This is a genomic window from Klebsiella sp. OBRC7 (genome assembly GCF_000293135.1).
Taxonomy (GTDB): domain Bacteria; phylum Pseudomonadota; class Gammaproteobacteria; order Enterobacterales; family Enterobacteriaceae; genus Klebsiella; species Klebsiella michiganensis.
This window is the reverse complement of sequence record NZ_ALNJ01000156.1, coordinates 1-13209: the sequence shown is the minus strand read 5'-3', so window position 1 is coordinate 13209 and position 13209 is coordinate 1. Positions and strand designations below refer to the sequence as shown.

The 13209-nt window shown below is 42.8% G+C and carries 12 protein-coding genes and 1 pseudogene; 6 read left to right on the top strand and 7 right to left on the bottom strand.

Annotation, left to right across the window (positions count from 1 at the left end; genetic code table 11):
- Nucleotides 1-149: 149 nt before the first annotated feature.
- From HMPREF1144_RS30575 to HMPREF1144_RS30560, 3 genes are all read right to left on the bottom strand, one after another.
- On the bottom strand, nt 150-425 hold the full coding sequence (locus tag HMPREF1144_RS30575; protein ID WP_009655011.1) for a hypothetical protein: 276 nt from the start codon (nt 423-425) through the stop codon (nt 150-152).
- 511 nt (nt 426-936) lie between these two features.
- On the bottom strand, nt 937-1542 hold the full coding sequence (locus HMPREF1144_RS30565; RefSeq protein ID WP_042928834.1) for a DUF2913 family protein: 606 nt from the start codon (nt 1540-1542) through the stop codon (nt 937-939).
- A gap of 255 nt (nt 1543-1797) precedes the next feature.
- Nucleotides 1798-2202 carry an H-NS family nucleoid-associated regulatory protein gene (locus tag HMPREF1144_RS30560; RefSeq protein WP_042928831.1) on the bottom strand — a complete coding sequence of 135 codons (405 nt, stop codon included), beginning with the start codon at nt 2200-2202 and terminating at the stop codon, nt 1798-1800.
- A 450-nt stretch (nt 2203-2652) separates the two neighbouring features.
- On the opposite strand from HMPREF1144_RS30560, the pseudogene HMPREF1144_RS30555 reads away from it, so the two are divergent.
- Nucleotides 2653-3129 (top strand): annotated as a pseudogene (locus tag HMPREF1144_RS30555) (YceI family protein); the annotation flags it as partial.
- A gap of 31 nt (nt 3130-3160) precedes the next feature.
- On the opposite strand, the gene HMPREF1144_RS30550 reads toward HMPREF1144_RS30555, so the two are convergent.
- The 3 genes from HMPREF1144_RS30550 to HMPREF1144_RS30540 form a co-directional block, all read right to left on the bottom strand.
- A complete protein-coding gene (locus HMPREF1144_RS30550) occupies nt 3161-3955 on the bottom strand; it encodes a DUF4942 domain-containing protein (RefSeq protein WP_009655016.1) in 795 nt (264 codons plus the stop codon).
- A gap of 242 nt (nt 3956-4197) precedes the next feature.
- Nucleotides 4198-5019, bottom strand: a complete 822-nt coding sequence (locus tag HMPREF1144_RS30545; RefSeq protein WP_009655014.1) for a phospholipase D family protein — start codon at nt 5017-5019, stop codon at nt 4198-4200.
- Between the two features lie 108 nt (nt 5020-5127).
- Nucleotides 5128-5622 carry a thermonuclease family protein gene (locus HMPREF1144_RS30540; protein ID WP_009655004.1) on the bottom strand — a complete coding sequence of 165 codons (495 nt, stop codon included), beginning with the start codon at nt 5620-5622 and terminating at the stop codon, nt 5128-5130.
- 181 nt (nt 5623-5803) lie between these two features.
- Here HMPREF1144_RS30540 and HMPREF1144_RS30535 point away from each other — a divergent pair, with 181 nt between their 5' ends.
- The 5 genes from HMPREF1144_RS30535 to HMPREF1144_RS30510 all read left to right on the top strand — a co-directional run bounded on the left by HMPREF1144_RS30535 (nt 5804) and on the right by HMPREF1144_RS30510 (nt 11725).
- Nucleotides 5804-7075 (top strand): DUF1173 family protein, encoded by a 1272-nt coding sequence (locus HMPREF1144_RS30535; RefSeq protein WP_009655010.1) that lies wholly within the window; start codon nt 5804-5806, stop codon nt 7073-7075.
- 590 nt (nt 7076-7665) lie between these two features.
- On the top strand, nt 7666-8535 hold the full coding sequence (locus HMPREF1144_RS30530; RefSeq protein WP_009655015.1) for a hypothetical protein: 870 nt from the start codon (nt 7666-7668) through the stop codon (nt 8533-8535).
- Nucleotides 8536-9172: 637 nt separating this feature from the next.
- The gene (locus tag HMPREF1144_RS30520) at nt 9173-9907 is read left to right on the top strand and encodes a plasmid SOS inhibition protein A (RefSeq protein ID WP_042928827.1); all 735 of its coding nucleotides are present in this window, start codon (nt 9173-9175) and stop codon (nt 9905-9907) included.
- A 236-nt stretch (nt 9908-10143) separates the two neighbouring features.
- Nucleotides 10144-10902, top strand: coding sequence for a hypothetical protein (locus tag HMPREF1144_RS30515; protein WP_009655017.1), 759 nt, complete (start codon nt 10144-10146; stop codon nt 10900-10902).
- Between the two features lie 70 nt (nt 10903-10972).
- Nucleotides 10973-11725, top strand: coding sequence for a hypothetical protein (locus tag HMPREF1144_RS30510; protein WP_009655013.1), 753 nt, complete (start codon nt 10973-10975; stop codon nt 11723-11725).
- Nucleotides 11726-11791: 66 nt separating this feature from the next.
- Here HMPREF1144_RS30510 and HMPREF1144_RS30505 read toward each other — a convergent pair whose 3' ends face one another.
- Nucleotides 11792-12571, bottom strand: coding sequence for an LEM-3-like GIY-YIG domain-containing protein (locus HMPREF1144_RS30505; protein WP_042928825.1), 780 nt, complete (start codon nt 12569-12571; stop codon nt 11792-11794).
- Between the last annotated feature and the right edge of the window lie 638 nt (nt 12572-13209).

Sequence of the window (13209 nt, the reverse complement as noted above, 5' to 3'; positions counted from 1 at the left end):
ACCATGATCGGGGAAGACCCATATATATACAGTTCGCATTTAACATAACAATGATTATGCGCACTAAGTTATTGATTATTAAGGGGATTATTTTTGTGGGTGTTCAAGTTCCACGAACTGACAATCTGCCTTTGGTGCTTCACTGAACGTCATTCGTCTTTATCAGGAATTTGGGCATCTTCTAAAAACATGTTTGTACGGTAATCGTCTTTCCAGCCTAACCAAACAGAAACTTCACCACCAGAAGGAACAACTTTACGATTTCCTGTCAGATTATCAGCCTTGTCTAAGCATATAGACTGCATTTCAACGAGAACATCTGCTTCTGCGACTTCCGTGCCTCCTATTGTTTCATAGCCGGAAATCAGAACTATTGCCTCAGGGTCTCTTTCATTCAGCATGGCGATTAACTCTTTCACTTTCATTTTAAGACTCCACTAACTTATTGATGTGTCGAGATCTTGAGTCGGCCAGAAAACATCCTTATTGATAGCCCTGTAGTCTGCATGTTCTGTAGTAAATGCTATGACAATCGTGGTTACGGATAGTTCTGCAAGTAAAAACGAATTGCGCTGTATGATATGACGACCAGTGCTGCAAGATGCAAGCAGAAGAACGTAATACTCTTGTTTTTGAGCCATTGGGTGACCTCAGGATGGTCATCATTAGCGAGTCCTTTCTTATGGGCTGTCTGTATTTTAATGGCGACATAATAGGTTGCAAGATGCCTTAGTGTTAACCAAAGCAAGAAAACCAGGAAAACAACCAAACAGATAGTTATTAACCCTTTGTACTCTATAAAAGGATCGATATATGGAACTATCATATCATTTTTCATTTAACGGGTTCTCGTTCTCAGGCGAATTGGTATTCAGCCAGTTATTCATTCAACCTTAGTGCGTCTGTGCTTTCTGACTGAAGAAGATAACATGCTCATCATTTCGTATCAGCATTTAACTGCAGAACGGAAAACCCTTCGGTTGCAGGTTGAGACTCGTAACTAAGCCTACACTGCTCTAGCAAGGGATATATACCGTCAGTACATCCGGACAAGCGTATGCTAAGGGGCTGGATGAGCATTCCAGATTGAGTAAAAAAATCTTTAAGCGTTGATTTCTGCGTATAGATAGAAGGTTTCCCGGGGCCAGATGTCCAGCCATTCTGCCAGTCTGTATCCGAGAGCAGATAATCCTGCCATCCCATAGTTCGAAGTGTGTCTATCATGCAGGTGAACCTGAATAAGGTACTCTGTTTGGTTAACTCACCTGAACTCGCCAGCCATAAATATTCAACCTTATTATACAGGCGTGCAGACGGGCCCTTATGCTTACCCTGTTCCTGTAACCAGATAATATCCTGTGCTAATGATCTGGGAAACAGTTTACGTTTCTGTGCAGTAGACAACCATTGCATAATAAACATATGGGTTTGTAGCGAAGACTGTATCTTTCCTTCCCTGCGAGCAAGCGCAACAGCGATAAGGATACACCATGAAAAGTGAGCCAGTTCTGTATCTGGGCGTTTGGTAGGTAGAACAGTCAAAGAAATCTCCGTGCTAGTGCAGCTACTGGGGAAAGAAGAATACCACAAGAGAGGTCACTGGCGTACTTCAGTCGTTAATACCAGATCATCCAGTACAGCGGTGAAGGAAGAGATGTAATGGGTCAGAAGTTCGTACTACGGTCTTTGAGGTACTTTGACAAGCGCAGTGGGTTGAAAACATCAAGACGTGTTAAACAGCTATTGAGTAAAAGAAAAAAGCCACCTTAGAATGGTGGCTTCATATCGATTCGAAATTTACTTTTCGATTAGGAAATCTTCAAGTGATTTGCCTGTATTGAGCTGGGCCTGAATTGGACCCGGTGTACGTCCCTGGCCTGTCCAGGTTTTCTCCACACCGGTATCGTCGGTGTACACATATTTCGCAGGACGAGATTTACGCTGCTTCCGTTCTTTTACGATACCGGTTGTAGACATTAGTTCACTCGGATCAATACCATCAGCAATCAGCATTTCACGATATTGACTGAGTTTTTCTAAATGCACCCGGTTTGCTTCTTCATTTGCTTTTTCTTCTTCACGACGCTCACTAACGATTACCGTTAATTTTTCAAGAATATCTTCGAGCGCCTCTAAAGCCACTTCCCGTGTCTGAGCGCGAAGTGTACGAATATTGTTTAGAACCTGTAGTGTCTCGCTCATTATGACCTCGTATTTTGATTGTTTGTGTCTCTTCGGTGCTGGACATACAATATATTAAGTACACATAATTCGGCAAGCTTTCTTTATAAAGTATTATGTATGCGCACATTAAATGGACTGATTCCTAGAACGATTTATTTGTAAGTCGATATTTTTAATGACAGAGTGAGATTCATTAATGGTTGGGTTAAGGGAATAATTCTGATTATAGAATTTTGTACTGGCTAATTCTTAATCACTTTTTTAGGCCATGGTCCGCTATGCGACTGAATAGTCAGGTTTGAGCTTAAATCAATTAACATTTGGATGTACAAACAGGTTGGGTGGTAAACAACACAACAGCCGAAACCTGAAAAATCGAAATGGAAGAGTGAATATTAAGTTTATGTAAACCAGATTGACGTAAGTATATATAGATGAGCTTTACGGATGAATCAATGAACTAAATAACACGCCTTTATCAATTTTAAGATTAAACACCTGGGCTATAGCTGGTTATATGGTACTTTCAAAGACTTTGACGGTACATTCACTTACGATGAAGCTAACCCGGCGTCGGACAAAGTCAGTGTCAAAATTGCAATGGGTAGCGTCGACACTAACCATGCTGAACGTGATAAGCACATTCGTTCAGCCTCTTTCCTGAATGCTACAAAATTCCCGGAAGCCACCTTTGTTTCCAAAGAAGTTAAAAAGAATGGTGAAGGCCTCGATATCACCGGCGACCTTACATTGAATGGTGTAATGCACCCGGTAACGCTGGATGCGAAACTCATTGGAAAAGGCGATGATCCGTGGGGTGGTAAACGCGCAGGTTTTGAAGCAACCGGCAATATCCACCTTAAAGACTTTAATATCACCACCGACCTTGGACCGGCCTCGCAGGACGTTGAGCTTATTATCTCTGTCGAAGGTATTCAGCAGTAGTTTAAAGCTCCGGCACCCAGTGCCGGGGCATTTACTTCACGTCAGGCAGGTTGTTTCTCTGGTATGATGCAAGCACATCATTAAGCCCATCCAGGACCTTTCTATCCATAAACCGCATATGGATGTTTCCGTTTCCATACACAATAAATTTAATATTTAAATCCGTGTCGATATAGTCAACTTTTTGATAATCATTCTTCTCTCGAAGAGCAAAAAGCTTAGGAACGATAACATCCTGCTGGCTGTAGGATAGCCCTTCTATGTACCGGGAAATCCTGTAAAGGTCATTGAGGCTGTTCAGGTCTCGATCCGTTTCGTCAAGGTAGTGCACATCCTTCTTGAACCCGTTTTTTATGACCATATTTTCATTGATAACAAAGCTTCGGGCGTTCTTTTTAAAATCATGGCTCAGATTACCCAGGCATGAAACCAGGCCCTCGCAGAGTATGTCTGCCCGATTATTAACCGTATGAGAGACTTTCTCTCTTGCTGCCTGAATCGTCATAATGGGCGGTTCTGTTATCAATTCGTCAATAAATGATTTCAGTTGAGGTGCATTCCAGTAAATATTTAATGATGTTCGGTCTATGAGTTTCTTCCATGATTCTCTGTCAATCAAAACTCTCGCCCTCTCTATCTGGTTATCTAAATGGGCTGGGTTAAAGCGAACATATGCAATTCTGAGCTGATCAATAAGGGAGATGCCCATCAGTTTTTCCGCTTCGGATATGGCAGTTAATCCATTAATAAAGAGATTCATTGCCATGTCCCGCTCAGACACAACGCTTTCTACAAGATTCGTTTCTTTCAGTTCGTGGGAAGTCATATTGTCCCCTTTTTTTAAAGGATGACATATTAGATCGCTTCGTCAATACCCTGTTTTAAAGGCACATATTCATATAGAGCGAGCGCGGGATTTTGACCATAACATTGCTGTCGTTGAAGAAAAGTAACTTTCTGGCGGGTATCGTTAAGAGAATGATGACTGGGTAGGAGCATTGAAGCAATGATTCAATCAAGAGTGGCTTTGTTATCAAAACCACCCAACTATTTTATCGGCAGGCCAGATTAGATTGAGATGTCAGAAGGCCACATGAAATATTTCTCTCCATTTTTTCTGTAACGATTAAGTTTACTTTCACCGCCAATAGATACCCCTAACGGTGTCAATTCATACTTACCATCATTATCTTTGAGGTATCCCGCTGTGATCAGCTTCGTATACATGTCGGATAACCCCATCTTGTGCTGTTTTGATAAATTTGTGGTGGTTAATTTATTTGCAGGCTCGGCATTAGCTTCATCGTCTTTGCCTGCGCTGTCATCCAAATCAGTGGTTTTATCATCAGTAGATACGTGAGTTTTATCGTCACTTTTTGTGGATGATTTCGAAACATCTTTTTTCTGTTCCTGATTTTTTTTCGAATCAGAGTCAGCGGTTTGCAATGATGCTGGGGATGGAATGTTTTCAGTGCTGATCCGGATTAAACGCTGGGCCTCTGTAATAGAAGCATTGAATGCTTCCCGGTCTTCATCTTTAACAATTAACACCCCCAGTTCATGGTTATTGATTTGGCTAAAATCATACAGATTAAGGCTGCATATCAGGCTCTGGCTTTCATTAGCATAAAATTTAGCGTGAAGGTTCTGGCAGAAACTCAGTCGAACGTAGGGCAAACTGACCAGCCATTCATGGTCTTTTGGGTTGAGTTCAGATTTACCGTAGATGATACGAATATCTACCTTCATACGGTTTTTATCTTCAATAAGCTCCTTAATTCTGGCGCTGAGTTTCAGGTAAGGGCTTATCAGGATAATGCGCTCTTCGGCATTCGCGATGGTTTGCTCTACGTGATAATTCAAACCCGTTGTATTGAGAATCTGGACCATAAAAAACCTCGGTTTTTCTGTAATTTCTGAATGACAGCGACAAAATAAAAGTTACTTTTTAAATGGCCGCCGGTTCGATGCCTTAAAGGATGAAATGTCACTCAGTGCTTAATTATTTGCTTTACGCCACTGGCGTGGCTCTACCGCGTGTGGGTCAGACCATAACCCTTTACCTGCGTTACGTGCATTTTGCTCAAGAGAACCATACTGAGGAACCGTAAGCCGCCCCTGATAACGATATGCCCATGCCATGCCTTCTGCGACCATAACGGCATTAAGATCCTGGTTATTCAGATAGAGGGTACCCAGCATACGGCCATACACGTCCTGCCCGTGGTCCTCAATAACGACAACCTTGTTTGCTGCCAGCTGTGTCATGGCTTGCTTTGCCTTCTGGCCGAAGGCCTGCTTACTCTCCGGGGCATCAATCCCATAGAGCCGCACTCTGGTATTTGTAGCGCCGTCATAAACCTGGACAGTATCGCCATCAATAACTCGCACAACTTTCCCTGAAATGGTTTCAGCACAGGAAAGCATCGGCACAGATAAAATAAATACAGACAAAGGGACAATGGTAAATCTGGTCATCGGGATATTAATCATTTACTGTCTCTGGGTGATAATCATTCATTGTGAGTTGAACGGGAAAAATTACAATGAATTTGAAAGGTTACTTTCGAAGTATAGGTTACTTTATTAATTACATGCTATTGTGTCAATCCATATGAAAATTAATGCCGAAAGCGAATAAAAAAGTATGTCAGCTCAGGAAAAGGGGGGGCTTATGTCTACTGTAAGTGATGTGATTGTATCTTATGGAGTGGACAGTAAAAGGTATTCAAGAGACTTCCAGACCAAAGAGGAATTTAAAAAGAGCTGGTATGCCGTTTTATCTCGTGCGCACGCTTCTGTAGACGCGAAGGTAAGCTGTTCCTGTAAGGGAAAAGGCCCAAAATTTCTTGCCGTAAAATATCATACAGGCGGCGATACGTATTTTCTGGCACGGTATCCGAATACAGGTAGCCAGCATTCTCCTGATTGTATTTTCTTCACTCTGGATAAAGATAATTCAGGGTTAAAATGCTACACACAAGGCGTGGTCAAAGACCTTAAAGATGGTGGCTATGGTATCAGGCTCGACGTGGCATTAGCCTCATCTGACTCGCAATCAACGTCGATCGTGCCACCAGATAACAGGAATACCCCCGGTGGGGTCTCGCAAAATAGTATGTCACTGTTAGGTTTACTCCAGTTCCTTTGGGATGACAGCGGCCTGAATCGCTGGTATCCAAAAATGGCCGGGAAACGTAATCCAGCAAAGGTATTCAACCTTCTAACCAGTTCAGCGGAAAAAATAAAAGTGGCCTCACATCCACTGTCCTCTCATTTACTGGTTGGGGCATATCCATCGACTCCCCAGGTAGCCAGGAATATAAAAATGACAGAAGAGGTTCTGATTAACAAAGAACGTCTCATTTGCGTGAATGCACTGTCAAAATATAATCCTGAAAAGCATTCCAATGAATCAAAACGTCTTCCGCTTAAGTATTTTTCTGGTGTTCCGGTCGTGCTCATGAATACAGAAGACTGGACTCTTCTGGAGAAGAGATTCCCCACTGAAATAGCAAACTGGAGGGATGGAGGCAACGTCATCTGTATTGCTATAGGGGATTTGGGGCAATTTAAAGGGAAAGATGCGTACTATCTCAAAACCCTCCAGTTAGCCCTGATGACGGTTGATGATAACTGGATCCCGGCTGATTCAAGCTATGAACTGACCATGCTTAATTATCTACATAAACAGGAAAGATCGTTTATCAAACCCCTTCGATATGACGCCTCAAATAATGATGTATTCCCTGATTTTTGCCTGACAGATACAGGGGGCCATGAATTGTTTCCTATTGAGGTGTTTGGTATGGAATCCGCTTCATATCTGGCGCGGAAGGCGATCAAAGAAAGTTACTATAATGAGCGATATGGTAAGAATGGCTGGGCCTCCTGGGTTGCACCGGCTGGCCCCCTTCCCCAACTCCCCACCAAAACCAGAAGTTAACGGCTGAACAGATAAAGGGCTTCGGCCCTTTTGCTCCCCCCTGAATTTCTTCTCAAACCATGACTGATGATTTTTGCTCAGGAAATGTTCACTTTAGGCTTCGTGCGCTACGTAAAATCTGACGCACTCACCCCTTCATTTTTTCTCAGATTTCATGTAGCGCAACCTGGCTGAATTTAGACGAAAAAGTTACTTTTTGCCCCCATAGTTAGATGCACAAAATCGCCCTCCTTGTTTTTACCGTTTTTTAACACTTGGAATAAACATAATTATTCGAAGTGTTAAAATATGGGCAAATTTCAGTCAAGCCGATATCCGATCTCCAAAATCCTTCAAATCTGAATTTATGTCTCCGATCTAAGCTCGATGATATTAATGAAACACCTTTTCATTAATACACAAGCAAAGTATAAATTTAACGATAGCAACCTATCTATTTCACTTGTAACCATCACGGCATGATTCTAATCAAATCGAATCTATTAAGTGACAATGTCACGCATTAATCATGGAATTGAACAGAAATTCAGCAGCTCTGTCGTTTTTGAGGAAATGGTTATGATTTAATAAGAAAGCCTGCAGATTCAGAGGTGTCGGCTTCAGGCAGGAAGAGTAAAACCGGCAAAGGGGCGAATGCTCCACATTCAACAAACCACCCCTGGTTAGTTGAATCCTTTGCCGATTTTCAAGAAGAATACCATTTAGCTATCAAGTTGTGTTCATTTAGGCTCGCCATTTTTATGTTCAGTTTTCAGGCTCATAAAAAATTTTTGGTTAAATGCACTTTTCCGCTCTGTGTAGAAACACACCGGGAACTGCTGTTGCTAAGATGGTTGTCACCTGAACAAACGGATGATTTTATGAAAATTATTAAGGTCAGCTACGGCCCCACTGAGGGAGTATCCATTAGTGGTCTATATCTGCGAGAGACGACAACTACACAAAAATCCGGCACACTTTTAGGCGGTGGACTATCTCAGTCCGGCGTAGTTCTGGGTGGTGGTGGTTACTCTGGTAGCGAAACAAATCAGACGGTACGATCGGTTATTTTTGCACCTCCTCAGGGCAAAACAGCTGAACCGGATTTATCGAGAATGCATGAGCTGTTAATGTACCTGGTTGTGGGATTCATCGCATTGAACATTCTCACTTATGGTGCATATGGAATTTTCATGCTCACTGGATTTGAGTTGTCAAAGACAGCTGTGGATTTATTTGAAAGTTCGTTTTACTTTTATATGACAATAGGTATTGTCGCTGCATTATGTATAATGCTAATGGCTCCAAGGGATTATTCTCCGGTCCTGATGGAAAACAGGAAGAATGAATTGCGAAAGGAAGTTTACCTACGTCTCCGTTATGTTGATTCAGACAATCTCGTTTTCGATCCTGTAACACTAATGGGTTGCCATGCTGACAGAGACTATATTTCTTCTTTAATTGAAAACATCATCAGGTAATTCTGCAGGGGAAGCCTTAACATCTTGCAGGGCTTCCATTGTCTATTTGTGGTATTTATTTGAACGTGATGAAATTGCCGGGGTTAGTTTTAAGGTGACGTAATTGTATCGCTTTTGTAATCTCTCCATGTTTTATATGCTACATATAAACATGCTGTTGGTAGATTTAAAACCAGACACATCCCTACTCCATCTTTCATATTTTCCATCAGGCTGGATAACCCGGCATCACTAAAGTAAATGATATAAATTAAATACCAGGAAATTATAAAGGGCATCATCAGTATGTAGTGAAATAAAACGTCGAATATGTAAAATATGCCAGATGCTAAAATATTCAAAATACGTGAAAAGGTGGTTATCTCATAGTAATTCACGAAACCATTTTTACCCCTTCTGACTTTATATTTCATGTTATCCGCCTTAACTCAATGATAAGATTCACGAAATCATCTTAACACTGAAATTTTCAAATGGATAGTTTTTAATTCCCTGTACCATTTCATAGACATTCAGTGTTTATCCTGGTTTTTTTCTTCCTGTGATTTCACTATTCAAAACACCCCTTACCTAACAAATAAAACCTGGTAGGATAATCATGTCAACTACACCAGCTTTTAAATGAGGGTTTAATTTCATGGCAGGTACAGAACTTGTTCCTCTTGGCTTTTATCAACACTGTGCAATGGCTTCTATTGCTTACGTGGAGCGCCGTCGATCCATGGGCAGGAATCTGGGGGAGCTGGCCTATGCAAAAGCTTTTTTCAGAGCATTAACTGGTAAGGCTCAAATTTCATCGAGTGATGTACGTCAGGTCGATGCTTCTTATGACCCGTCAGTTCGTGGTGTGGCTACAAAAATGGATTACATCCGTGCTATCGATCTCCTGATTGATACCCGTGGAGAAACCTTCACCCTGCCGCTCTCATGGTCTGTGGCCGTAGCGATGTTTCCAGGCTTACAGAACCGGGTAACACAGCGCCGCGATCACCGTGAAAGGATTATGGAACTGCGGGACCAGCGCAAGACCACCAGCCATTCGCAATCAAAAGAAATCTCATTTCATACCGCTAAGGCCATATCAAGCCAGCGTCTCAATTTCTGCCGTCCTGGGGAGCACAAACAATGGCTCAGGGACTGGCACGATGAGATCCATGGTCAGTGTCTACGTGATAGTGATATTTTCATGATGCTCAGAACATGGTGGTCAAGATTCTGGATTACTAAATATCGAAGTGACTATATCTGGTGCAACTCGTTACATGAGTTGCTTGATGAAATTGATTATGTTCTTAGCTCAATTTCTTTATGGGAATACAATTTGTGCGTTTCAGCATTGCCATTGAGTATTACATTTCAATGTGATCGCTAATTCCATTCAGCAACCAGGACGGATAAACTCATTTTATCTTACATTTAATTTTCTCTCATCTTAATATTGTTTGTGTTTTTAGTGGCGACAACCTATAAGTAATCAGATAAATTGTTCCTGAACTATGTTTTTGACGCTTTTAAAAATACCCTCTTGATGAGCTATTTCTATTTGTTATGATGAGCACATCAAAACTTCCTTGCCTCTTTTTACTTAAATATTACATGGAGATTAAAATGGCAGACTATTATTCTCTTTCTGCATTTGTTATTAATGCCACCCCCGTTCAGAGCGCTGTTTTACTGGAAGCGATGAATGAGCTATTTGAGCCTGACGATAACTTCATTGCTAAGCTCACCTCCTCTACGAACACTGAAGGACTGTCTGAAATGGAGCGTATTGTGCGTCACTGTGTGCTGAATCATCCGGACAGAACTGTCGAAGAAGTTATTGAAGACTGCGACTGGTCATTTGATGGTGAAATATGTTCGGAAGGTTTCCTTGTTCATAGTGATTGCGGTAATTTCAATTCAGAACATGCAGCGCTTTTTGCTCAGGCATCACTTATTGCCTTCGAGAGAAATGAACTTTTAGAATTTCAGATATCTCACACATCCGATAACTTCAGGCGTACCGATGGCTATGGTGGCGCTGCTTGTGTCGTATCCCGTGACTTTATTCGCTGGACCGGAAACTACGAGTTCCTTGAGGCTGAGCGAACAGCATTTACAGAGAATATGCGCTATTACTTCTGTTCTTTTACTGAGTTCAATGGTGAGCTTGAATATCCTGTGTCATTCATTCTACGTTGTCCGGCTAACGTAAACGCTGATCAACGCTATGATGCCATATTGCTTAACTATCGCTGTGGCGGAGAAAAGGATGCCGATGGCGGTGTTCATTTCAGCTCTGGTTCTGCTATCAAAAATGCAGTCCTTAAGCCTGTAACTCCGGATGAATACCGAGTGATGAAAGGTTATCTGAAAGTCATCTGATGATTTAACAGCGGGAATACTCCTCCCGCTAATAAGATGGTATCAATGCGATATTTAAGCCGGAGGCTGTATGACAAAACAAATTTTACCCAATGAATTAGCCGAGATTGTAACCGGTCTGCTTGTCAATCCTGTGCTGCTGGGGGAGCTGGATAGTCGTGAAGCTCACCAGAACTTTATGCAGGATATAGGCCGCGTGGTTGCCGATTACTGTGGTGGACGGGTGAACGGAATCACGGACGGCGATGTCACTAAGGCGTACCTGTCAGAGATTGAGTGCACCCCTTGTCTTCACATCGAACCTGATGAGCGTCTGCCTTCAACTGAGCGTAACGTCTGGTCAAACTATCATGTTGAGGCCTGGTCAGATGAGGAACAGATTAATCTCCCGGACGCGGCGATCGTACAGTCAGAACGAGAAACCCTGCAAACGCTGCTGATCGTAGCCGCCCGGAAAGAATCTGCCGGTGCTCCTGTTCTTAAACGAATGACGGATTGGCGTATTCCCGAAGGTGAACCTGTTTGCCATGAAGCGGACAGAAAAACCTACACGGCCATCTTCCATCTTGATAACCAGACTTCTGTCGAGCTGGTGGACGAAGCCGGACAACATTGCTTAGGTGTGTTGCTAGAAATCAATCATGGTGTCCCTGCACTCCACCTAAAAGCATCCGGTGGCGATGTACTTCTTCATATTCATGCAGCCCAGGGAGGCCTTGTAATTACGCCTGACAACCCAGACGTAAAGGTTGGACGGGCAGAGTTAGATCGGTATGCCTATGAAGACAAATCATCACTTCTTGTGAAAACTGACGGCTACTAATTGTCACTGTAAATGCCGGGCTGGTGAACGTCAGACAGACCGGCAATACAGTGCCGATATGCAGATTCACGAATCAAAGTCAGGGGAATATCTGACAGGTGACATTGATCCTTTTTTTCGGAGTTCGTCAGGGATCCTCTTGCCAAGATAGATTTTTGCTATATCAACCGGTGCCTGCGTACCCCTGAATCCATACCGAGCATTTTGCGTTGCTTCAAACTCATCATCGATATCCCATGCTGCCATTTCCGGGAAATTCTCGCGGGTCGACTTTAGCCACTTATCTGCCACATATACGCCTTTTACGATCCCCCTGACCGTTGCCAGTATGACTTCTGCCTTACTGGCCCGCTCGACATTGACACGCCAACTAAAACGCACGGCATCATAGAGATCAATATCCTTTGAACTCCGGTTAACGGAAATCATCAGCGTCTTATGTTCGAAAGCAACGGTTTCTGGTTGGTACGTTGCGATTAATTCTTTAATGTGGGCAGAGCCATATTCATTACTACCAGCGCCATTCATGATGTTAGTCAGACCCGGATAGGCATCGATAAGGGCAGCCTCCACCTCGTAAGCGGTTTTCTCATCAGGCAGACCATGTCGATGAATGATATGGATAACCTCAAGGCCCGCCATGCGGATTTCACGCAACTGTCTGAGCTTGTTACTCAGTAGCTCATCGTCATCAGCAGCGGCCACCTCTCCGCGCATATGCGCAAAAACACGATTATCTTTTCCCTTTCCGACATAGAACGTATTGCCGTATCTTGGGTCAATAAGGCGGTATACATACCATCCGAGATGCTCGATGACACCGGGCGGGAATTCTTTAATATCCATATAGTCGCTCCAGTTATTTATTTTTTCCGTCACAGGCTATACACCGGGGACCTGATTTACAACTCAAAGTTATGGGTTATAGAAGATCTGACCCAGAGTGCGTACAGGGAAAGTCATTACCCGGCTCACAGCAACAGCAATCAGAGAAAAGTAACTTTTTAAAAGGTGCGATGGACAACATCGGTGTGGTGCTACGTAACCAGCAACACGTCCATACCCTGGGAGAACTGGATAGCCGTGATATACACCAGAATTTTATGCAGAATATAGGTCGTGTGGTTGCTGATAACGGTGGTGGTAAGGTTCATGGTATTACTGACGGAGATGTATCGAAATCCTGTCTTACGCATTTTGAGTATGGGGTTAAATGTTAGCATGCTCACGGGGGGGGGACCGGAGTCTAATAAGTAGCACCCCTCATTTTTGGCTGAATGGCTGCAATGAGCATCTTAATGGTATAGTGCTGGTCTGCTTACGGCAGAAGTTACCTGACTAATAACGAGATATAATAACGATGAACGTCATACAACCCCGTATGCTCTCTGTATTTGATTTTGACGGCACGCTCACGCGACATGACAGCTTTATCCCTTTTCTGCGATTTGCCGGTAATGACTCCAACTTATTGATAGTGTTTT